This is a genomic window from Blautia sp. AM23-13AC (genome assembly GCF_003435675.1).
Lineage (GTDB): Bacteria > Bacillota > Clostridia > Lachnospirales > Lachnospiraceae > Fusicatenibacter > Fusicatenibacter saccharivorans.
Map to the genome: position 1 here is coordinate 417,937 of NZ_QTUL01000002.1, position 23,510 is coordinate 441,446.

The following is a 23,510-nucleotide window of genomic DNA, read 5'->3' on the forward strand; positions in this document are numbered from 1 at the left end:
TTTCTGCTATACTGCCCGATCCAGCTTATTTTTCTTCTGATTTTTCCTGCCCCTGTGCCTCATATCCGCAATAGGACGGATCCAGTTCACAAAGCTCCGAAAAATCGTCAATTTCGATCAGGTCACCTTTCTGCATCGGGTAGATGCCAAGCTCATACTCTTGAAAATGACAGAACATTGCCACATCGTCCCAGTAAATCTGACGGTTCTGTTTTTTTTCAAATTCCAGTTCCAGGTGGCGTTTCAGCCGCTTTCCGTCCTCCCGGTTCCAACGTGATACACTGAAGAGCTGCCAGCCGCCCTTACCGCCGGTCCGGCTACAGGAACACACGATTCCATCCTTCACCTGCATCAGCCATTCATCCGTCTTTTCGTCCGTCCAGACAGCATTGTAGCCAGAATGCGTAAATTCCGGTGCAAGAATTTCTTTTTTGTATATAATCTGATCCCCATCCAGAATCATTGCATTTTCCAACTGTTCCCGCGCCACATAGAGCGATGCAATATTATTGCAGGAATCCCAGTATGGATTTTCGATCAGTGTCACACCTTTATATTCTGCGGTAAGGCACGCAAACTGCTCTTTCCGATATCCCACTACTACATAAATCTCATAAATTCCATTTTCATGCAGCGCCTGAATCACCGTATCAATCATGCGGACACCCTTCACACGGATCAGCGGTTTCGGCGTAGTAAGCGTTACCGGCCGCATCCGCGTTCCCGTTCCCGCCGCCATGATAATTGCACGTTCTACATGATTTTTCTGCTGAATTTCACTTTCCGGTCTCTGCCCCACATCCATCGCTTTCATTCTTCCACCCTCTTATTCTTCCTGACCTTTGCTTTTGGCAAGCTCCTGCTTAACAAGTTTATAGTAATCCTTAGCATATCGGTACTGTTTCAGCGAATACTCGCCAAACTCCACGCCTAACCGGCTCTTGTACTCACACCAGTTGCTCCACAAAAGCCCGCACACCGCAATGTATGCGTAAATCTTCGTGCGCACCTCCTGCGGACAGCCTTCCGTAAAATAGCAGTCGATCAGCGCATCCACCTGCGGACGGTCATACATGGCGTAAATGCAGAACATCGCCAGATCCACATGTGCATCCTGCATGCCCGCATATTCCCAGTCAATCAGACGAATTTCCGTTCCGCCGTTTTTCTCCACAAACAGAAAATTGTCCGGCACCGCATCAATATGCGTCAGCGTCCACACCTTCGGCTGCGCTTCCAGATAAGCCTCAAGTTCCAGCACATGCGCTTTCGTCGTGCTGTAATCCCGATAAACAGACGGTTCTCCCTCCCACAGACTTTCATAGTATGCGATCTGGTCAAACAGCGAAAACGTATGCTCCACGCTCAGATGCTCCTCATGGAAGGAACGGAGCTTTTTCATACAGGCCTGCACATCCTCAGGGTTTTCCGGATCGCAGACACGCGCACCCTCCAGGTATTTCGTAATCTTATAGCCGTTTTCCGGATTGATCGACACGATTTCATCGCAGATGCCCTTTCCGTCCAGTGTCCGATATACCGCCGCCTCCTGCCTGCGGTTGATCAGAAGACTCGTGCCTTCCCCCGGAATTCTCATAATATACCGCCCGCCGCGACAGCGGAATAAAAACGAACGGTTTGTCATTCCCTTTTTCAGGACCTCAATTCCCGTAATCTCCTCACCGGAAACCGAAAGCACCCGTTCAATTTCTGCCATCGCATCCGACTTCAGCTGATCCGAATTCTCATCCAGTTCCCGCAGCTGCTCGTAGGTATTGATCTCCACCACAGCTCCTTCCGGGACAATCTTTGCCTGCACCGGCATCCCGTTTTCCGCAAAAAGGGCATCCTCCCAGAAAACATGGTCATACCGGCGGTCCTGTACCATCGTTTCGATTCGCCGCGCCATCGACTGCGCCACAGGATCCGTTAGATAGCTGATGCCGATCATATGATTTCCTTCTTTTTCCCCGCCCGCGAGCACAAGCTCCCATTTCCGGCTCACACGAACCGTACTGTCGGGATCCTTTGCATCGCTCACCAGATACCAGGAATACCACTCATACTCCGAAAACGGATTTTCCCGGCACCAGAGGTCGCACGGCATAAGATACGTTTCGCCAAGCTGTGGCAATACCTTTGCCAGGGAATGCAGGTTGTTTTTCTCTGCATACTCCATATTGACAACCAGCTTCACGCCATACTGGTCAACCAGATAATCGTACTGTTCCTTTTTAAAACCAACGACAACATAAATTTCCTTCACCTTTACCGCATGAAGCTGACGGATCAGCCGCTCGATCAGCGGTTCCCCCTCTACTTCCAAAAGTCCTTTCGGCGTTTCCATATTAATCGGCACCATCCGCATTCCATATCCGGCAGCCAGAATCACCGCGTTTTTCGGGCGATGCTTTGCCATCTCAAGCCTGGCTTTTTCCGTCAGCTCCATATCTGTTGTTAAAAAACCCTGCCCCTGCAGCGCTTTCACCGAACGGTTTACCATTCCCAGTGAAAACCCACACCGCTCCGCCAGCGCACGCTGGTTCCGGCAGTGGTATTGCAGGATCACGTTCAAAATATCAGATTCTTGTTTGTTCATGTACATCTATCCTTTCATTTTCGTGAACATCGTTATTATAATACAGGACCGGCGACATGTCAAGCTGCCAGCCGATCCTGTGAAACAATATGCCCAGATTAAGTTACGGTTCACTGGTTCCCAGCGAACCGTAACATTCGCAGCCCTAATCCATGTGCAAGTTTTTTCACCATCCTCCTTCCGGTACAAGATCCACGCAGACAATCTCCGGAATATTGTTGAACCGCGGAATCACCTCCGTATTTCCAAGCCCCGCAGACAAAACCAGATGCCGTTTTCCATCCTTTGAATCAAAAACACCCTTCAGCCGTCCCGGAAACCAGCCCATATCCGGCGCATATACGCCGCCGATTCCAGGCAAAATGACCTGCCCTCCGTGAAGATGACCAGAAAACACGCAGTCCATGTTCCATTCCTCCAGGGCATCATTTTTCAGCCAGGCAATCGGAAGATGACTAAGCAGGATCTTGTAACGGTCGGTATTCTCAAAATCCCATAAAAACATGCATTCGCTAAGATCAGCTTCCTCCGTTTCCAGGTATTTGTCCGGCAGGCAGTAACCGTAAATGCCGCCAATGCGAAGAGACTGGCCTTTTACGGTGATATCCCGGTATTGGTGCTCCAGAACGATTGCACCGGCGGCCTGATACAATTGTGTGACGTCTGTGCCAAAATTGTCCTGGTATTCTATCTCATGATTTCCCAAGGACAGATAGACGGGAGCAATCTCGCATAGAGAAGAAATCAAATTGGTAGCAATCTCTGCGACAGGCTCTCCGGAATTTAACAGATCCCCCGTGAGCAGGATCAGATCGGGAGACTGACTTGCTATCCGGTCAATCAGCTCCTGATTGTCTTCTCCAAACTCGCTGTTGTGCAGATCCGTCAGCTGCAAAATCCGGATTGGGGTATCGATTTTGTCGGAGGGGATCTGATAGGAAGAGTAGCTTAGGGAGTGTTTTGATTGGTCGAGGTTTTGGCAGTTTGTGATTCCGAGGAATAGAAGTACGCTGATAATGAGCGTCCATTTGTGCTGCCGTAGCCATTTCATTGATAATGTCCTCCGTTATCGTGACTCATCCTAACCCACACAGCTTTTTGAGTACACGCTTAATTATTTCCTTCTTACTTCGCCTTTGTGGTTGTTTTACTTGAAGTAATGGCAATATTTCCTGAAAATTTTCGCTTTCAATAGTTTTTAAAACAATATCTCTATTTTGTTTATGAACTGATGATCTCAATAACGATGGATTTTCTCTTGCCGCCTGTTCCAAATAAACTTGTTCACATTTTATGTTTTCAGAAACTGCGTTCATCATTTTTTCGCCTTTTGCAGTATGCGTTAATATAAGAGATGTTCCTTTATTATCGTCCATTTTGGGATTAATATTCCATATTCCCCAGAAATCGCCTAATGTTATATCACTAACACGATGATATCCTTTAAAATGACAGCTACTACAAGATTCCCGCAAAATATAATCTTTTACAAATAATTGCATGAAGGGATCATCACCATTTTTACATAAATAGCGTTTCTTGTCTGCATAAGCAAATTCAACCGAGTATGCGTAATGACTCCAACCACTTTCCTTATTTCGCAAATTTATATGCTGTGGAAATGAATCACTATTATCCGTTAGAGATCGATACTTTACATATTTTTCCCATACCATCGGAGACGGCACTCCATGACATACAAAATCTATGCAGACCAAATTCTCATAATCTCGTTTTAAAAAAGCTTTCAATCCGGCTACCTGACAAGGTGTACCTGAAAACAACACTATTCGTCCGGAATCCAGTTGTTTTTTTATGCTTAAAAAGCAGTCTCCTAAAATACTTTGCGAATATTTCGCTCCTTGTAGTTTGCCGAGTTCTGTTTGCTCTTTGATCTCAATATGTCTGACTACGCCTTCGTCATCATAGCTTGCACCATAGATCACTCCGCCTCGCTGTAAAATGGTAGCTGCTAACTCAGAGAAAATTCCACCGGAGGAACTCTCCAGTCGAAGTGCATTATTGTTAGAGAATGCCGCATATGCAGACGTTGATAGGTTTTCATCATCTTTTTTCTTCATTAACACGGGACATACTCTTTCACAAGCCCCACAAGCAATACACGCAGACCGCTCCATAATTACCGGAAACTCAAATCCTGCATTATCTTTTTTCATCTGAATACAGTTCCGTGGACAAATGCTTACACAGGCAGTGCAACCTGTGCATTGACTTTTATCTGCGAATTTAGGCATAATCTTCACCTTCCTGTTCAACAAAGCCTGTTGTAATCATACTGTAATTCTTTTGCACTTTTTTTGACATAAGCATCACATAGTCTCACGGCCATATATATAATCATCATAGCCCTTTGCATGATCTGCCTTCACAAATTTCCTAATTTAGATTTTATTTTTCTAAACAAACGTAATAATAAAACAAGTTCAGGATGTGTCAAACGACAATATATAATATAGTCATCCAATTGTACATTTTTATTTATTTTTAATTTCAAAAAAGCTTCTTTCATCAAAATGTCATCATTATACACCCCTGCAATCTGCATGACACTTCTCCAGTAAAAATTTTGTATAATATCTAGATAATATTCTCGTTCCCTTTCATCATGAATAATAATCTGAACCATATGTTCTCTAATATCACGAAAACCATTCGCATTATCTAAACTCTTTTTCTTTTTACTCTTTTCAACATTAGTTTTGGTTAATGAATTTTCTTGCTGGTTATAATTCATATGTGGTTTATCAATAAATCCACATTTTTTATTGTAAAGCAATGGCAATAACAGTTGTAAATTTTGTCCATATTTTGATTGATAAATTTCTCTTTCAGGATAAAATTTAAACAAGGAAGACACTCTAACCATATAACTTCCAGCCCAATTATTTGTCTTCCCTTCCAATAATGCCGTAAAAACATCCTGAATATTTTTCTCACATTCATCATAAATAAACAGGCTTTTTCCATTTTTTCTTACATACCACCCATTCGAACGCACTACATCCATTTCCCTATGACTTTCTAAAAACTGTACTCGCTCTAACAATGCACCTTGCAAATACTCGTCATCGATGTCCAATAATAATAAATACTCTCCAGAAATATATTTCAGGCCGGTATTTATTGCGCTTCCAATCCCTTGATTTTTTTGTTTAATATATATTAATGAAATCTTTTTATTTTCCAGTACTTCTTTCCATTCCAATATCTTGGATTCACTTTGATCTATCGATCCATCATTTACCACAACCACTTCAATATGTGGATAATTTTGAATTTCAATAGAATGTAAACATCTATCAATAAAACGTTCTCCATTAAAGCATGGAATAATAATGCTAACTTTTTTATTCATAATTTCTCCGTTTTAAAAAGTCTTTAATTTTGCCCAACGGTCTTTTTCCAATACGTTTCATAAGCTTCATTACAGAATTAAATTCATTGGTATGGTGAAACAAAATATAATTAAATCCACTTGGAATAGCAATAGCAACAACCGCTTTTTCTACAAATCTAAAGTAGATATTTCCCCTAGAAATCCAGGTGCAAGTCCAATATGCCAGTGCAATATAGATAATCCCTAAGCAAACATATAATACATATCGTTTATAATACGCTCTAACAGGACAATGAAATACAGATCTATAGATTACAATTGGCCTATACCAATCAGCAGTAAGTAGACTGCCAACAATTGTACCCAGAAAAACTCCTGAAACCCCAAACGGCTTAGCAAATAAGATAGATGCAACCAAGTTAATAATCGCAAAAGCAAATGGAACCCAAGCATCTTCTAAATATTTCCCCGCTGCTCCCTTCATGGTAATGAGTGGCATTCGTAATCCTGTCAGATAATTATTTATTACAATAATTGCTACAGTTCCTGTTCTAAATAAGTATTTTTCACCAATCCAAATTTCACCAATAAATGGATTAAATAAACACATAAAACATGTAGCTTCTATGCTATAAATAAAAAAGGCAATGAAAAACATTGTATTAAATACATCTAATTTTTTTTCATCATTCTCCACTGCCACTATATTTCCTATTCCAGCAGTGACACCTGCAAACAAAGCACTTATGTATCCGTTGATCAGATTCCGAATCAAAAGATAGTTGGAATATATTCCTGTGGCTACTAAGCTTACAAGTTTTGTAATAATAAGATTATCCGTTGAATTAACCAAATAGTCTCCTATTTTTGCAACAATCAATCCTGATATATTTTTTTGAATTTCCTGTTTTTGAGCACCTGTCAGTCTATCCTTTGAATAAAAAGTAACTTTATCATATTTTTTTGTTATGTATAAATTTTGTGCGGCCATCAAAACGATCGAGCATCCGATCTGTATTGTTAAATATACAATATAACTTTTCCAAATTAACAATGCAATAATCTGCAAAAGTGTTTGAACACAATTTATTGATACATTAATTGGAATCAGTCTAAACGCTTGGTTATCTGAGGATATCAGTGTGGTCTTATATGATAAAAAATAACCAATAACAGTATTAATTAAAAACGCAAAGTAAGCAAAGGTTGTTCCGTCTGGCTGTTGTTCTACGGGAACAAAAAAATCTAAGAATTGAAATAGAATAATTCCAGCTAAAAGCACAATAACACCTATAACCGAATATGCTTTTCTATAGACGGACATTAATGTACTGATGGACTTATAATCTTTCTCAGCTAAGGGCTTATAAAGACTGAACCCAATTGCAGTTGCAATCCCCAATTCACCAATCGCCAAAAATCCTAAAACATTACTTAAGAGCCCAGATAGTCCCAAGTAATCCGCTCCCAATGTATAGATAAACACAGTTCTAGAAATCAAGCCTAATAAAGAAGCCACAAAATTATTCCCAAATGACCCCAAAATATTCTTAGCAGAATTTTTTAATCTAGACATGAACCATCTCCTCTTTAAAGTAATCGCTCAACATATTCTTTTGCAGTTAATGCTCTTTTAATAACTTCTGGTATTTTGCTATTTAATTGTTTTTTGATTAATTCTTCATTTTCTAATATCCATCTAAACTTTTTAAGCAACTCATCTGTTTCTTTCAGCCTTTGAACAGATAAACTATACTGTTCTTCATCTCCAAACAAGTCCCTAGCAATTCCTCTTGCCTTTACAGAGTATCCTACAACCAGTGTTGGTATCCCCGAAGAATATGCCGCAATAGTGGAATGCGTTCTTGCCCCAACAAAAAATCTACATTTTGAAATCGCATACTTAAGTTTTGAACAATTTTGATCTTCTATTACTAAAACTCTTCCACTTTTTTTATAACGTTCATACAACTGCATTAATGGTATCCTATCATCACTGTCATCCCAGATTACATGAGGAATTAATGCAATTGCCATATCTGTTTCTTTCAAAATATGTTCTATCAAGATCTCATAATTTTTCATTATAATTCCTGAAATCTTTTCTTCTTTTTGTACCATCGGACTCAAATTAATTCCTACCATGTTTTTATTGATAAACTTAGATGGAATTTCTGCATATGCTGTTTTGAGTCCAAATGCAGGATCTGCAACAAGTATGGTATTGGGATTTATTTTTTTCAGTGCATTATAAGTAATAGATTCTCTTGCTGTAATAAGCTGATATTGTCTCACATCATTAACAATTTCCGGATTACTCAATACTTCCGGATTGATAGAACATCCCCATAATACTGTCTTGGCTCCCCTAGAAATCATCATATTATGTAGCATAATATATTTATTCACATCAGCATAACAATAATTATCACCGCCTATAGATAATACAATGTCGTTTTTATGCACCATGTCAATGGTTTTCTTATAGTTAAGTTTATCTAACGGCACATAGTCATTTTTTAATTTTAATGCTATATATGCCCGAATAAATGGTAAAGTTATTTTGGAATATGACTGTACATCTTTCTTAATTGTACAAATTTTATCTAACCCATATTTTATATCTTCTTCCGTTTTAGAAGAAATGAGCAATATTTCATCCCATAATGGATTGTTTAACATATCACATGTAGAACGCACAATTGCTTCGCATCCATGATTTCCACTCCCGCCATGAGCATACATATAAATTTTTGCCATTTTCATTCCTTCCTTATCCAATGAATTCTTTTTCCATTTTGCAAAAATATTCCCTGACCAAATAAAAAAAACACAAGTTTCTCTTTCCAAGGAATTGCTCTACAAGTAAGAATAAGACACATATATTTCCGGAATAATTTTCTTGTCCCATCAACAAATTCTGAATTTCTATAATTATTCTCCTGAAAAAGTCCTATTACATATTGAAACAAATGGGATACTGTAACATAACAACATTCTGGCTTTAAATCCTTCCTTTGTGCGATAACCTGAAGCAACCTTTCTGTTGCAATAATGATATCCAATGAAGGATTTTTTATCATCTTACTCATTGCTCCATTATTATTTTCAACATAAAAATATTGTGTTCGATCTGTCGTTACAATTTTATTTGCATTTAATAACGCGTCCAATGTAAAAAGAATATCTTCATATGTTTTTATTGACGGAAATTTTAAATTTGCAATCAATTCTTTTTTGTACAATTTTCCTGCCGGACCCGAATTAATAGATTTCCGAATCAAAAGAGCATTTATCGCATCGGTTCGTGTTAATACAGTTTTTCCTACTGTAAATCTAAATTTCACCGCTTTTTCATCAAGAAACACTGTATCGCATATTGCAACATCGCCTATTTCGCAACATTTTACTAGTTCATACAGATAATTGGGTGGAATAAAATCATCAGCGTCCAAAAACGCTATGAATTTTCCTCTTGCCAAACTTATTCCTTTATTTCTTGTGTAAGAAACTCCATGATTTTTCTGCGTAAAGCAACGCATGCGAGTATCTTTTTCTTCATACTCCTTACATATACTATAAGATGAATCACTACTACCATCATCAATTAAAATACACTCAAACTTTTGATATGATTGACCCAAAATGCTTTCTAACATTCTTTTCAAATAATTTTCTGCGTTAAAAATAGGTATAATAATTGAAATCATGTTGATACCTTTCTGAATTGATATCTACGCCGAATTGCTAAAAAAATACCCGGAATAAGTGCGCATAATATCAATCTTTTATTCTGTCCTTGAAAACCATATTCTATATGTCCCCCAACTATTGATAATGCAACCACTTGACAGGCAGCATAAAATTTTTGCTTTTTTGAACACTCAGGATATTTCAGCATATGACAATACATCATCGCATAACCCATTGGGTTATTTTTTTCTAATACTTTGCTTCCCTTGGTAAGGCCATCATCCAGATAATTACACTGATAAATAATATCTGAATGCCACCGCAATTTATAACCATCCAACGCAATTTCATTCAATGCGATTTGTTCTGGTGCAAATTTTTCGCCCGGCCATTCCGGCATCGGATATTTTTTCAATATTTTTGTCTTATATGCCTCACACATATCTGCATCCAAATTAAATTGTATTCTCTGTAGATTCGTAGCGTCTACATATCCTTGTTCGTTTACAATAGGTGAAACACCCTTTATATAAGAACCATCTGGAAATCCCCTGGCTGCTCCAACACCAATATAATCTGAATTATTTTCAATCTCTTTGCACCAATTTTTCATTTTTGATAACGCATTCGGTAATAGAAAATCATCAGAATCAACCATAAAAAAGAATTTACCTCTCGCATACCGAATCCCATAATTGATTGCTCTTGGTTTTCCTCCATTTTCTTTTTCCAAATATCTAATTGAAAATTCTTTTTCTTTCCTGATCCACTCTTCAACTAATTGATGCGTATTGTCTGTCGATCCATCATTAACAATCAACCATTCAAAGTCTGTCGTTCCCTGATTTTTCAACGACTCATATAATCTGAAAAGTGTATATCCTCTATTATATGTCGAAGTAAATACCGTAAAATATGGCATCTCATCATCTCCTTAGCAAACGCCTTATTAAATGTCTCATTAAACGTCTTAACTGTAAACTTATCTTCAATAAATAGTATTTGTTTTCATATAGTAATAACAAAATCCATTTTTCAAAGAAATTCCGTCCGCATGCTTTAATTCCCTCAGATTTACAAATTAATTGTAATTCCTCGAAACAGTTTTTCAATTTTTCAATATTGCAATACAACAATGAAAAAATCACATAATTACTTAGCAACTGTGAAACAATCAACTCATTACTTCCGCTATAAACATTTTCTTTTTCAAGAAAATGTTTATAGCGAATATTAATAAACAGCTGTGTTCTATAGTCAATTTCACTATCCTTAACCATAGCTGATGAATTCTCTGATTCCTGAAGATAAAAATATTCTGTTTTATCATTAAAGCAAATTTTGCTCACTTTAGGATATAATTTCAGAAAAAAATCAAAATCCTCCGCCAATTTAATTCTTTCATCAAATCGGATATTCCCAACTAATTCTTTTAAGATTATCTTTCCACAACAATATCCATAAATACCTGTTTTTTTTTGATAATCCGCAAAATTCAAAAGCAATTCACTTATATCAAAAGTGCCACTTCCAGGTAATTGTATTTTCTTTTTTTTTCCTGAGTGCCATATTTTTGTAATCGTGCATATTGAAAGATCTACACCGTTCTCAATAATAGTTTCATACAAATTTTCCAAATAGTTATTTGGTATGCGGTCATCTGCATCAATAAATGTAATATATTCTCCACACGAGGCATCAATCCCAACATTTCTCGCATGAGATACGCCACTATTTGGAATATGAATTACTTCAAATCTTTTATCAATACAAGCAACTTTATCACAAATTTCCCCTGATGCATCCGTAGATCCATCATCTATTAAAATACATTCAAACTCTTCAAATGTTTGGCTAAGCAAGCATTGAAATAAATCATCCATATATTTTTCTTTATTATATACGGGAATAACAACACTAATTTTCATAGTTTTCTTTTTCTCATTTTAAAAATTAATATTTGATATAAATTGGGTGAAACATAAAATATACTGTAACGTATAAAATCTTTAAGACAAAGTCCATTTCCCCTCATCAATGTTCGCATAAATTGTATATATGTTTGACTGTCATGATAGGGCTGTATTTTCGATTCCTTTGCACGAAACCAAAATTCTATATATAAATTCAGAAATAGTTTCATCGATTCCCTACAAATAAAACTATCTTGTTTAAATAAGCACATTCGTCTTTTCACAATATCCAACATTACCAAATTCTGCTCTTGAAATTTTTGATGCGTCAGCGAAGTATTATTTTGAACATATATATACCAGAATTTCTTTTCACAAAAAATTTTTCCTGTTTTAGCTAGCACCTGGCTCATCCAATCATCGTCCTCATATATCCGTCCCTCAAATGGAATGTTTTTTATATAATCTCTTTTATACAGCTTATTACAAACTCCAACAACCAATCCATTTGCATAGCTACCATAATACAACCCTTTTGCAAATTCTAACATGGATTTTTTTCCACAAAAAAATGTTGGGATTTTATGTGGATCTATTGTCAATTTTCCCTCTTCATTCTGAAATTGCCAAAGCCACGTTACTATATCAACATCATGGTTTTCTAAAATTGAAATTGCTTTACTGTATATAGTAGGATCATCTGGTAAATAATCATCACTATCTACAAAAGTAATATATTTCCCACTTGATGCTAAAACACCGTTATTTCGAGCTTTTCCAACCCCTTGATTTTTCCGGTGAATTACGCTTATACATTGATTTTCTTTTGCATATTCGTCACAGATCTTTCCAGAAGAATCCGTACTTCCATCATTAATTAAAATCAATTCACATTTTTCCACATTCTGGTTTAAAATACTTTCAATACACCTTCTTAAAAACCGTTCTGTGTTATAAACTGGTACTATTACAGAAAGCTGTGTTTTCATTACACTCTATACCTCTTTTCAAAATAAAAAGATATCAACGGTAGCAAAACAGGATGCGAATAACAAAATGTTAATAGTTTTTGTTTTTTAGGAACACACAATTTGCCAATTTTCAACTGTTTAAACATATTCCTAACGCTATCTTCATATAATATTTTATTAACCATTCTTTTTTTTTCACCTATAGTAAGAACACTCGAACAGAATATATCCCCAATAGCGTTATAAATAAAAAATAATAATACCTTGTCAAGTTGATCCCTAAAATCATATATTTCGCTTCGACCAAATTCTTCCTGGAATCGTGCATACAAAGCCTTATAATCGTCCCATTTATCAGACGTAAATGTATGTGTTACTGAACTTTGATTGCTGCAGTTATACATATAGTAGGCTTGTCCTTTCATATAATAAAACGAATGTATTCTAAGCATCAATTGACATCCCCAAAACCAATCTTCAGAAAATCGAATTCCAATCTCATATCGTGGCATTCTTTGTCGCATATTTTTTACCATGCACACACAGTTGGAAATTGTAGCAGGATATTCTATCGAACGAGTAATTAGTAAATGAGGATAATATTCTTGATGCAATTGTTTCTCCTCATATAACCCGCCACGAATATTGTGAGAATAAATAGTTTTTCTTCCATCCGAATATACCTTTATACAATCACACATTACTAAATCGCAATGATTATGTTCCGCACATCTTATCATTTTTTCATACATCTGAGGTTGAATATAGTCATCGCTATCAACAAAAGTTACATAGTCTCCCTCAGCTAAATCTAATCCTACATTTCTTGCAGCAGCAACTCCTGCATTTTTCTGATGAACCACCTTAACTCTACTATCACTTAAAGCATATTTTTCACAAATTTTTCCACATGAATCAGGTGATCCATCATCGACTAATATTATTTCCAAATTGCCATATGTTTGATTTAAAATACTTTCTATGCAAGTAGCTAAGAATTTTTCTGCTTTATACACTGGTACAATCACACTTATTTTAGGCATAGAAATTTCTCCCTTATCAACATCAATTGCCTTATTTTCATCTATAAAATATCCTGTACAAATCGCAACATACTATTGCTCTCAATATAACACCCTCAGATACTCCCACTTATGGATAGCTATAATATCTAACCAACATCATTATTATAATTGTTTTGCACCATTTCTACCTTTTACCCACACAATTACTCTTTTCCAATATACGATATATTTTTTTCACTTCTTCCTTATTTGAATACTTTCTCATTTGACAGTTGAATGATAGTTGCTCTAACAGACAATTATTATTTAGCAAATCAAATATTTGATCCGCACACTCCTGATTTTGCATAGGTACAATTATGCCCTCTACACCACTTTCCAATTGTTCCTTAGCTGTCTCATAATTTGTAATAATTACAGGTTTTCCTAACATCTGAGCCTCACGAACCGTAACACATTTACCTTCATATCGACTAGGCTGTATATAAACATCACATGCCTGAATATATGGATATGGATTCTCTTTTTTTCCAAGAATTTTTACATATTCCTGCATATTAGCTTCTGCAATTTTTCTTTTAATCAATTCTTCGTCTCTGCCAAAACCAATCAAATACCATGTTATATCCATCCCTCTTTCACGTATCCGTTGACAAATTTCTGGTACATTATCAAAATTCTTAGCCTTACAGAATCGCCCAATAGATAGTATTTTTATCCCTTTTGCATTCATTTCTTTATCCACTAAAAATTCATTTGCCTGCTTTTTCACAAATTCTTCCGGCAAGATGTTTTCAATCAAAATAATCTTTTCCTTGAACATAGGAAAAACCGAAAGAAAATTCTCTGTTACTGCATCAGAAATCGAAGCAATATAATCATAGTTCTTCCACATTGCGGTTTCAGAAGCAATATTCACCTGTATACGAGAATAATCTGTATGAATCCAGGCTATTTTTCTTTTTGCATGTACTTTTCTATCAACAAAATAGTGCGGTGTCAAAAAGCTGATTGCTAAATCATATACTTCATTGGATTGAATTTTTGGCATAAATGGACAAGTATATTTATGACTATATTCTAACGCCACATCACTGTCTGTATATTTATGTATTCGATTATATTTTGCCGCTGCCATTTTCCCCGCAAGTCTTGCCATACTTAATATGAAATGTCCTTCCTTTAAAGTCCGCTTTATCGGTCGCGCTAATACTGTATAAGCGCGAATTTCTGGCAATAAATTAACAGCTGATGGGATTTCTCTCATTAATTCCCCTTCATGCCGTAATAAAAATAAATCTACATCATATTTTTCAAAATCAAATGCATTTAATAACCCGATAAGACTTCTTTCTGCTCCACCTAATTCTAAAGCATGAGACACAATTAGCAATTTCTTTTTCATTTGCGGAACCTCTGAAAGACATCTACACCAAATATTCTGTGTATTGGTCTTGTTATCATGCCACGAATTTTTAAGTGTTTACTCATCCACGTTGCCTCATACCAGTGAATGGAAAATGTATTTTCTGTTTTTTCTAATTTTCCGGTAGCGCTGTTATATGGATTCAAAACATCCATAGGATATATTACCGCTTCACACACATTTTGTTTTCTACCATTCTGTTTTAACCCCAATGCTACCAACGCTTGTGTATTCAATTTCGGACACATTCTTACTCCATTTTTCCCGTCCAGTAATATCTCATATTCTTTCAACATCGCTTGAATCACTTTTCCATGTGCAACAGATCCAAATCCCAATCCCGAAGCTACATATTGCTTATTTTCAAAGCAAAAAAATGCATCATTTCTTAACAATTCTTCCAGCGATCTAATTACTTCTACATCTGTATCAAAATAGATTCCTCCATACTTTTCCACTACCCAAAGTCTGACATAATCGCTTAAATACGCATACTTTTTTTCGGCATAACACATTCGCGTATACCCATTCATATCTATATCAAAATTTTCCTCATTCCATTCAATAACTTCATACTCTGGACAATACTGACGCCAGCTCCTTATGCACTTTAAAGCTAATTTGGATTTCTTCCCTTTTCCAAACCAACAATAATGTATTTTCTTCGGTATCATGTATCCATCCCTTCCTATCACTTATTTTTGCACACATTATTTTTTTTCGAATTACTTTCCAATTTTCTTTTATGAAAATAGTCATATACCACCTTAGGTAAAATGCCTATAATAATTGGTTGTATCGCATATAGATATCCGCTTATCGGCAGTCCAAGTTTTCGCACTGCCATTCCTCGTACATATGCTTCATTTACTCTATATCGAAATTTTCTTCTCTTATATGCTGCTTTATCATCTCGCATAAGATAAAGCTGTTTGGGAATATTTTTGCCTCTATATCCGACCTCGTACATTTTTATCCATAAATGATAGTCTTCTACTCGCAACAAACGCTTTTTCTCTGTATATCCTTTCACCGCATCATATGCTTCTTTTCTCACCATACATGGTGCATGACAAAACGGAGATCCATGCAAAAAATCCTCTTTCTTGGGATATTCAGGATGACTTATATTCCCCCATATTCCTGTCTCATCAAAATACCCCATATCTGTGCTTACAATCGAAATTACTTTTTCTTTTTCTAATATTTCATACTCAACCGCAAATCGTTCTGGCAAACAAATATCATCTCCATCCATTCTTGCAATATACTTTCCTGTTGCCATTTTTAAACAACGATTTAAGGTATAGTTAAGTCCTCTATTTTCTTTATTTTTCAGCAATACCATTCTTTCTGGATATTTTTTTATATAGAATTCTGCCACTTCAGACGTTGCATCGGATGATCCATCGTCGCACATAATCAATTCCCATTCACTCATCGTCTGACCTAAAACAGACTCAATCGCTTCTGACAACGTATCTGCACAATTGTATATCCCCATAATTACACTAATTTCTGGATTTTTCATATAAGCCCCCATGTAAAATGCATCTGATAATAAAAGAATCCAATATATCCTAACACAGTAGCACTTTTTATGATTATGGTTGAATTTCTCGTAAAAATATTTTCAATTTCCCAAGGTAGTAAAATGGATGCAGAATACATAGATCCATATGAAATCAATCGTCCTATAAATATTCCAGAAGTTTTCATAGACACCATTGCAATTACACTGGTCAAAATCGAGAAATTTGTCACAATATTAATTACCGGATTGTCTGCTTCTTTGATTTGCTTACGTCCAATAATAGATAAAATCATGGGAATGGAATAGACAAATACCCTGATCGGATTAGTTCCGTTATCTTCCCACTCTTTCCAATCCGCTACCATATTAGAATATTGTGTATTTGATAGTATATTGTTCATTCCATCTGTAAACTGATTTACAAATATTAATATTAAAATACATCCCAAAATGCACAGCACACTCTTTTTATTCCATGCCTTTCCCTGCACAATAAAAATGATCGGGATCATAAGCAATGCTGACGCATGAAATGTCGCTCCTAATAGAATAATTGCTATCAGTGGTATATATTTTCTTTTTAGCAGTAATGGAAATCCTGCCATGATAATGGCAATTGCCAAAAACTGTCGGATACCATTATGACACCAAGACATATAGTCTGTTCCCGCAACAAAAACAAAAATACTCATCCAATAGTTTTCACTATATTTTCGATAAATAAATGCCATACATAACATTTGCACAGTAGCTATGAACATGAAAAACAGAATAGGTGAATTTCCAATAAGAGCTTTTATAATCACAATTAAGACCGAAAAACCTTTATCTTTTTTTATTCCCTCGAGATAGAGTGGAAGCGCAGCTATTTTACTAGGTGCTTCTCTAAAGACACTTCGGTAGGCATAGGTATCTCCAAAATTATCGGATCTTAGTGTTGCCGCCAATATATATGGAACCACTAGAAGCACTGCCGGTGCTATCTGCCATCTTTCTTCTATCCTTCCCATAACGATTTCCTGCTTTTTCGGCAGAGATATTGCCAGAACCATTCCTACTGTCAAAAGCCAGATTAATTGAAACCAATAATTCGTTATGGACATCTTTTACATTTCTCCTTTTGTCTTACTAAAATTTTCTCTTTCCTCTTTCATCTTACTCCAGACTTCTCACCGTTCTCTCCACCACAGCTTCCTTCCGAAACTCTCTTTTCATCTTCTCTCTTCCTGCTTTACCCATTTTTTCCCGTTCTTCTCTGCTGCAATGCAGCATCTTTTTCATTGCCTGATACAGCATCTCTTTGTTTTTTACTTCAACCAGCAGACCGCTTTTTCCATTTTCTACGCTTTCCCGGCAGCCCGGGATATTGCTTGTGATAACAGGGCGGCCGGTTGCCGCTGCTTCCAGGAGGACGTTGCTCATGCCTTCATGATAGCTGGGAAGAACGACACAGTCTGCTTCTGCATAAAATGGGCGCGGGTCTGACTGAAAGCCGTAAAAATGGGCGATTCCAAGCTGTTCCAGTTCTTCTACCTGCTTTTTGTAGATATCTTCAAAGAATCCGGCCAGATCAAGGACAAAGTCTTCGTTTTCTTCTTTCAGCCGCCGAACGGCATAAAAGAGTTCTTCTATTCCTTTTTCTTTCATGATTCGTCCGAGATACAGAAAATGGACACGGCTGTGATTCGGGTAAGGTTCCATTTTGTATTTTTCCAGGTTAATTCCCGCACCGGGCAGAACAACCTGACGATCTGCCGATACGATGTTTCGTTCGCCAAATTCGCGGGCGTTTTCTTTATTTTCAAAAAAGACATATTTTACTTTTCGGAAAGCGATTCGATACAGTACCGTAACAAATCCGGCCAGTACTGGTTTTTGGAATGCAGTTCCAAGTCCCTGTACGTTGGCATAATAGGGAATCTTTTTGCAACTGCAGAGCAGACCCATATAGATATTTGGTTTAATGGAATATGTAAGCACAAAGTCCGGGCTGATTTTTTGCAGAAGCCGCTTATAGTCCCGCAACAGCTTTGCCTCGGCAAAAGGATTCACGCCACGTCGGTTCATGGATACGGGAATACACTCGATTCCCATTTTCCGAAAATCTTCTTCATGCCCGACAAATGGCATGGCAAGAATCACTTCATGCTCTTTCTGCAAGGCTTCCACCAATTCTTTGCGAAACTGCCAGAACATATACGAATGATTGGTTACAATTAGAATTCGTTTTTTCATTTTTCTTTCCTGTTTCGGTGTAATATTCCGCATTGTTTCATTACTAATTTCATTATTTTCTTTATAAATTATATCATCTTTCAATCAATATGCAATTACTTTTCTCATTATTTTCCAGCTTCTATGTAAAACGAGGCAGCATGCTTTCCTTCCCAAAAACATCCTGCCCGTTTCTTCCTATCTTTTGCTATCTTTGCTATTTTTTCTATCTTTTGCTGTCTTTTACTACTTTTTCTATCTTTTGCTGTTTTTCTATCTTTCTCTGTCTTTTTCTATCTTTTTTATCTTCTTCTATTTTCCAACCTTCACAACCTCTTTTGCACCCTTCATCTGCTGTTTTTCCAGTCTGCCTTCGTGAATTCCATCCTGCCGCAGTACGGCTCCTGCTGTTCTCCAGAGACATTCCAGATCCATTTTGAGCTGGATATGGTGCACATAATATCCATCCAGTTCAGCTTTTTGCCGGATCGGCAGCTCATCCCGTCCATGGATCTGTGCCCATCCGGTAAGACCCGGACGGACGCTGTTTGCGCCGTACTGCTCACGCTCCACAAGGAGGTCATACTGATTCCAGAGTGCCGGACGCGGGCCAACCAGCGCCATATCGCCCTTCAGGATATTAAAGAGCTGTGGCAGCTCATCGAGGGATGTTTTCCGGAGAAACCGTCCGACTCTTGTGATGAAAAGATCGGGATTATTCAGCATATGGGTCGGCATATCATGTGGGGTATCGATACGCATCGTGCGGAATTTATATATGTAAAAATACGTGCCGTTCTTTCCTGCCCGCTTCTGCCGGAAGAAAATCGGTCCCGGCGAATCGAGATGGATCGCTATGCCAAGCAAAATCAGCAACCACGACAGTGCTGCCGTTCCAACCAGTGCAAGCAGCCGGTCCAGCAGATTTTTCAGATACATTTGATAAATTCCAGATTCCCTCATGTTTTCTTCCCCCTATTCTTTCACCGACTGGTTACTTTTCCGGCCTTCTTTTTCTTTTCCATAGCCGTACTTTCCGTAACCATAACCATATTTTCCGTAGCCATAACCGCCATAGGTGCTGTATCCGTAGCCTGTCGCACCCTCCGGCACGCCGTTCAGTACATAGCCGCAGACCGGAATTTGCGAATCCTCGAAGAATTCCAGTGCCCGCTGTACTTCACGGTCCTTGGTAGTTCCCTGGTGTACGACAAGAACTGCAGAATCTGCGATTCCGCCCAAAAGGGATGCATCCGACAGTACTCCGCACGGCGGCGTATCAATAATCAGAAGATCCGCATCCTCTTTCAATTCTTCGATCAGCGTTTTCATCCGCGCGGAACGCAGCAGGCCGGCCGGATTTTGTGTACTTCCGACACCCGGCAGAATTTTCAGCGACAGATCCCGATAATCGGTAAGTGCCTCATCCAGGCTGATCTGTCCTTTCAGCACTCCTATGATTCCACGTCCCTTCCGCTCGGAAAGTCCGATACACTTCAATACCGACGGATTTCGCAGATCTCCGTCCAGCAGCACTACGCGGTACTTCTTCTTTGCGAATGCTTCTGCGAGATTCACGGCAACGGTTGTCTTTCCCTCTCCCGGCACAGAGCTTGTCACAAGCAAAACAGGACAGTCGGCTTTTCCAAGCCCGTCCTCTGTTCTTGTCCGGATGAGCTGCATTGCTTCTTTGAAGGAATCCGGCACTTTGGGGTTACAGATCGTGATGGTCTGTTCTTTTACGTTGCTTCGTTTCTTGATTTTCGCCTCCGGCAGATTTCCAAGGAACGCTGCGTTCGTCAGCTTTTTCACGTCATCTGCCTGGCGAATTGTTTTTCTTGTTCTCACATAGATGAAGACCAAAAGCAGTGCAACGGCAAGTCCCGCCGCTGCTCCGATCATTCCGGCATGTACCGCATCCTGGCTGTTGATCGGGGATACCGGTACGCCGCTGTCGTCTACCACCGTCAGCGTTGTCGCACCGATTATGTACTCTGCTACCTCCGGATAATTGGTAATGACGGACTGAAGTACGCGATATGCCGTATCCGGTGAAGAATCTTTTACGCGAATTGTGAACAGGTTGGTGTTTTCCATCACGCTCGCCTCAATTTGGGATGTCACTGCTCCCACCTGAAGATCCCGTGCTACAACATCCTTTAATACACCGCTTGTTACGATATAAGGAAAGGTTTTTCCAAGCTGCTGCGCCGTCACATTGTCATAATAGGAATAGCCGACCGCGCGGTTTGATCCGACCACAAATGAGGTGTATGCCTCATACATGGGCTGATACCGCAGCTTTGCCGTCAGAAAGGAGCCGCCTCCCATGAGGATCACAAGAATCAGCACGCCCAAAAAGAATTTTCGGAATGCCTGGAAATATTCTGCCAGAAAGGCGATCAGATCGATTTTCTCCGGTTCCGCCGAATAGGTTTCATACGTTTCTCTGCTCATGCTCTTTGCTCCCTCTTATCGTTCTGCCCTGCTGTAGGTGCCGTATCCATATCCATAACCGTAGCTGTTGCCGATCCGCTCACCGAATCCCGGGTAAACATTTCCAAATACACAGCCGATCACTTTTTCCTCTTTCTGGTTCAATGCATCAATCGCATCGTTGATATCCCTCGTCAGTACGCCGTCCTGCCGCACGGAAAGAACTGCCGCATCGGCATACTCTGCAAGCTCTTCTGCATCCGCCGTCATTCCCATCGGCGGCGTATCCAGAATAATGTAGTCCATATTGGTCCGGCATGTCTCCAGAATCCGGTGGAAAATCTCACCGCCGATTGCAAGCGACGGCTCTTCCAGACGATTACGGCAGATTCCGGTATATACGTTGGTATCCTTGTGTTTCTCAAAAACGCCGGATGCCGACTCTTTTCCGAGGACAACCTTTCCGAAATCCTTTCCGTCTTTTTCCGGAATCTCAAAGATTTTATGTAACGCCGGCTGTCGGAAATCGCAGTCCAAAAGCAGTACACGGTTCTGCTCTTCTGCAAGAGCAAGCGCCAGATTTGCCGCAAGGGTCGATTTTCCTTCATTTTCCGCCACACTGGTCACCAGCAGCACTTTTCCGCCTTTTCGGTCCAGACGCCCCCGCACACGCGATGCAATACGCTTTAAGGATTCCACATACAGAAAGCTCCGCGCCGGATTGGTAATCAGCATGGAGCTGTTTTTCTTCTTCTTTTCGTGATACACAACGCCCAGCAGGTCCGCATCGATTTTGCGGGTGAATTCTGCCTCATTTTTGACGGTATCCCGCAGAAAGGAAAAGAGTCCGATGAGTGCCGCCATAGCAAGGGCTGCCGCAAGAAATGCGGTCGCGGCATACTTTTTGGTCGGAATCTGGTTCGATGGCACACCGGAAACCTGCGGCTGCTGCAGTGTCTCCAACACTACATTCGGAATAATATAGTCGGAAATGCTCGTATAATTGTTCAGTACCGACTTTAAGATCCGAAATGCCATTTCCGGCGAATCTGCGGTCACAGACAGCTCCATCAGATTGGATTCCGGCACAATGGAAGCATTCATTTTTGCCGGAAACGAGGACAGGCTGAGCTCCTCCATCACTTTTTTCTTCAAAATCGTATTTTCCAGAATTGCTTCAAATTTCTGTGCCATCTCATATGTGGCCGACAGGCTCGATGCCGCATTGGCATCCACCCCGCGTCCCATAACGGCAAATGTGGTTTTTACCGTATACCGGTCTTTGTGTACGGTCGCCATCACAGTATAGGTTATCATTGCCGCCGAACAGGCAATCAGAAGGATGACCCACCAGTTTTTTGCAATGTCGCACAGGATACTTCGGAGATCCCAGTCTGTTTTGCTGCTCTGCCCGTTTCCTGTTCTGTCGTATTCTCCCATCTGGATCCCCCCTATTCGTTTACACAGACGATCAGGCGGACGGAGCTTGTCTGCCCATCCTCCGCTGTCGCAGTGTATGTCACTTCATAAACACCCGCACTGCCGGTATCGACCGGATTGTCAATGGAAAACTGATTTTCTCCCAGAAGCTCTTCTTCATACGAAGCTGCATGAAGCGCACCGTCTTCTCTCTTTTCATACAGCATCTGATCCACACTCACGCTTTCCAGATATGCCTGCGGATCAAATGGCTGCTGCAGATCCAGATGAATCAGGTAATCGCTCAGGGTAATCTGCGGCCTTCCGTTCTCCTCTGCCGGATCGTAGAGTTCTACTGTCACCGGAAGACTTGTCACATCTCCGGCGCGGTTTGCAACCGAATATGTCACGTGGTACAGTCCCGGTGTACTGCTGATCTCATCCTCGTAAGAAATCCGGATGCGGTCGGTAATCGTTCCGTCCAGGCAGTCCTCCGCGGAAAGTCCCTCTGTCAGATCATCTGCATTCAGGCTGAACCGCAGCGGGCGATCCAGGGAAAAGACCGGTGAGGTGTAATCGTTATACACCAGTTCCCGCTCCGCATGCGTAACGTGGTTATCGGAATCAAAGGCGACGATACTGATTTTCCGCCGCCCTTTTTCCACAAAATTCGAAATATGTTCCACAGCAAGAGAACTCGTCACATCGCCGTCTTTTTTATCGTAAGCAGTTACTCCGGCCAGAAGTTCTGACTCCTCTGCATGGATGCTGGCAGAAATCTCACTGTTGTCCATCGTAATTTCCGGCCCTTTTCCGTCTTTTCCCGTCTGCTGCCGCACCAGACACCCGCCAAAGGCAAGTGTGGAAGCCAGAAACAGAATGAGAACTGCCGCTCTCGTTTTGTGCATATCAAAGATGCTCC

At 39.4% G+C, this 23,510-nt stretch carries 21 protein-coding genes; all 21 read right to left on the bottom strand.

Annotated features, from left to right (window positions below; translation table 11 throughout):
* Nucleotides 1-25: 25 nt before the first annotated feature.
* The gene (locus DW642_RS04370) at nt 26-814 is read right to left on the bottom strand and encodes an NTP transferase domain-containing protein (protein ID WP_227093693.1); all 789 of its coding nucleotides are present in this window, start codon (nt 812-814) and stop codon (nt 26-28) included.
* A 12-nt stretch (nt 815-826) separates the two neighbouring features.
* The gene (locus tag DW642_RS04375) at nt 827-2,599 is read right to left on the bottom strand and encodes an NTP transferase domain-containing protein (protein WP_117509375.1); all 1,773 of its coding nucleotides are present in this window, start codon (nt 2,597-2,599) and stop codon (nt 827-829) included.
* A 166-nt stretch (nt 2,600-2,765) separates the two neighbouring features.
* Complete coding sequence (locus DW642_RS04380) at nt 2,766-3,650, bottom strand: metallophosphoesterase (protein WP_117509376.1); 885 nt, start codon at nt 3,648-3,650, stop codon at nt 2,766-2,768.
* Between the two features lie 25 nt (nt 3,651-3,675).
* Nucleotides 3,676-4,854, bottom strand: a complete 1,179-nt coding sequence (locus DW642_RS04385; protein ID WP_117509377.1) for a Coenzyme F420 hydrogenase/dehydrogenase, beta subunit C-terminal domain — start codon at nt 4,852-4,854, stop codon at nt 3,676-3,678.
* Between the two features lie 131 nt (nt 4,855-4,985).
* Nucleotides 4,986-5,975: a glycosyltransferase family 2 protein gene (locus tag DW642_RS04390; RefSeq protein ID WP_117509378.1), complete on the bottom strand. Its 990-nt coding sequence runs from the start codon at nt 5,973-5,975 to the stop codon at nt 4,986-4,988.
* Entirely contained in the window at nt 5,968-7,533 is a 1,566-nt protein-coding gene (locus tag DW642_RS04395) for a lipopolysaccharide biosynthesis protein (protein WP_117509379.1), read from the bottom strand. The genes DW642_RS04390 and DW642_RS04395 overlap by 8 nt, the downstream gene beginning before the upstream one ends.
* A 14-nt stretch (nt 7,534-7,547) precedes the next feature.
* Nucleotides 7,548-8,717, bottom strand: coding sequence for a polysaccharide pyruvyl transferase family protein (locus DW642_RS04400; protein WP_117509380.1), 1,170 nt, complete (start codon nt 8,715-8,717; stop codon nt 7,548-7,550).
* Between the two features lie 2 nt (nt 8,718-8,719).
* Nucleotides 8,720-9,667, bottom strand: coding sequence for a glycosyltransferase family 2 protein (locus DW642_RS04405; RefSeq protein WP_117509381.1), 948 nt, complete (start codon nt 9,665-9,667; stop codon nt 8,720-8,722).
* Nucleotides 9,664-10,572, bottom strand: a complete 909-nt coding sequence (locus DW642_RS04410) for a glycosyltransferase family 2 protein (RefSeq protein ID WP_117509382.1) — start codon at nt 10,570-10,572, stop codon at nt 9,664-9,666. The genes DW642_RS04405 and DW642_RS04410 overlap by 4 nt, the downstream gene beginning before the upstream one ends.
* A gap of 4 nt (nt 10,573-10,576) precedes the next feature.
* Nucleotides 10,577-11,578 carry a glycosyltransferase family 2 protein gene (locus tag DW642_RS04415; protein ID WP_117509383.1) on the bottom strand — a complete coding sequence of 334 codons (1,002 nt, stop codon included), beginning with the start codon at nt 11,576-11,578 and terminating at the stop codon, nt 10,577-10,579.
* Complete coding sequence (locus DW642_RS04420; protein ID WP_117509384.1) at nt 11,575-12,552, bottom strand: glycosyltransferase family 2 protein; 978 nt, start codon at nt 12,550-12,552, stop codon at nt 11,575-11,577. The genes DW642_RS04415 and DW642_RS04420 overlap by 4 nt, the downstream gene beginning before the upstream one ends.
* Nucleotides 12,552-13,577: a glycosyltransferase gene (locus DW642_RS04425; RefSeq protein ID WP_117509385.1), complete on the bottom strand. Its 1,026-nt coding sequence runs from the start codon at nt 13,575-13,577 to the stop codon at nt 12,552-12,554. Before DW642_RS04425 ends, DW642_RS04420 begins: the two co-directional genes overlap by 1 nt.
* Nucleotides 13,578-13,743: 166 nt before the next feature.
* A complete protein-coding gene (locus DW642_RS04430) occupies nt 13,744-14,964 on the bottom strand; it encodes a glycosyltransferase (protein ID WP_117509386.1) in 1,221 nt (406 codons plus the stop codon).
* Nucleotides 14,961-15,659, bottom strand: a complete 699-nt coding sequence (locus DW642_RS04435; RefSeq protein WP_117509387.1) for a glycosyltransferase family 32 protein — start codon at nt 15,657-15,659, stop codon at nt 14,961-14,963. The genes DW642_RS04430 and DW642_RS04435 overlap by 4 nt, the downstream gene beginning before the upstream one ends.
* A 17-nt stretch (nt 15,660-15,676) precedes the next feature.
* On the bottom strand, nt 15,677-16,516 hold the full coding sequence (locus tag DW642_RS04440) for a glycosyltransferase family 2 protein (protein WP_117509388.1): 840 nt from the start codon (nt 16,514-16,516) through the stop codon (nt 15,677-15,679).
* A complete protein-coding gene (locus tag DW642_RS04445; protein WP_117509389.1) occupies nt 16,513-17,622 on the bottom strand; it encodes an EpsG family protein in 1,110 nt (369 codons plus the stop codon). The genes DW642_RS04440 and DW642_RS04445 overlap by 4 nt, the downstream gene beginning before the upstream one ends.
* Nucleotides 17,623-17,674: 52 nt before the next feature.
* The gene (locus DW642_RS04450; protein ID WP_117509438.1) at nt 17,675-18,754 is read right to left on the bottom strand and encodes a glycosyltransferase family 4 protein; all 1,080 of its coding nucleotides are present in this window, start codon (nt 18,752-18,754) and stop codon (nt 17,675-17,677) included.
* Between the two features lie 291 nt (nt 18,755-19,045).
* Nucleotides 19,046-19,696, bottom strand: coding sequence for a sugar transferase (locus tag DW642_RS04455; RefSeq protein ID WP_227093694.1), 651 nt, complete (start codon nt 19,694-19,696; stop codon nt 19,046-19,048).
* Between the two features lie 12 nt (nt 19,697-19,708).
* Nucleotides 19,709-21,190 (bottom strand): polysaccharide biosynthesis tyrosine autokinase, encoded by a 1,482-nt coding sequence (locus tag DW642_RS04460; protein WP_117509390.1) that lies wholly within the window; start codon nt 21,188-21,190, stop codon nt 19,709-19,711.
* 15 nt (nt 21,191-21,205) lie between these two features.
* Nucleotides 21,206-22,609, bottom strand: a complete 1,404-nt coding sequence (locus DW642_RS04465) for a polysaccharide biosynthesis tyrosine autokinase (protein WP_055266465.1) — start codon at nt 22,607-22,609, stop codon at nt 21,206-21,208.
* Nucleotides 22,610-22,620: 11 nt separating this feature from the next.
* Nucleotides 22,621-23,496: a hypothetical protein gene (locus DW642_RS04470; protein ID WP_055266467.1), complete on the bottom strand. Its 876-nt coding sequence runs from the start codon at nt 23,494-23,496 to the stop codon at nt 22,621-22,623.
* Between the last annotated feature and the right edge of the window lie 14 nt (nt 23,497-23,510).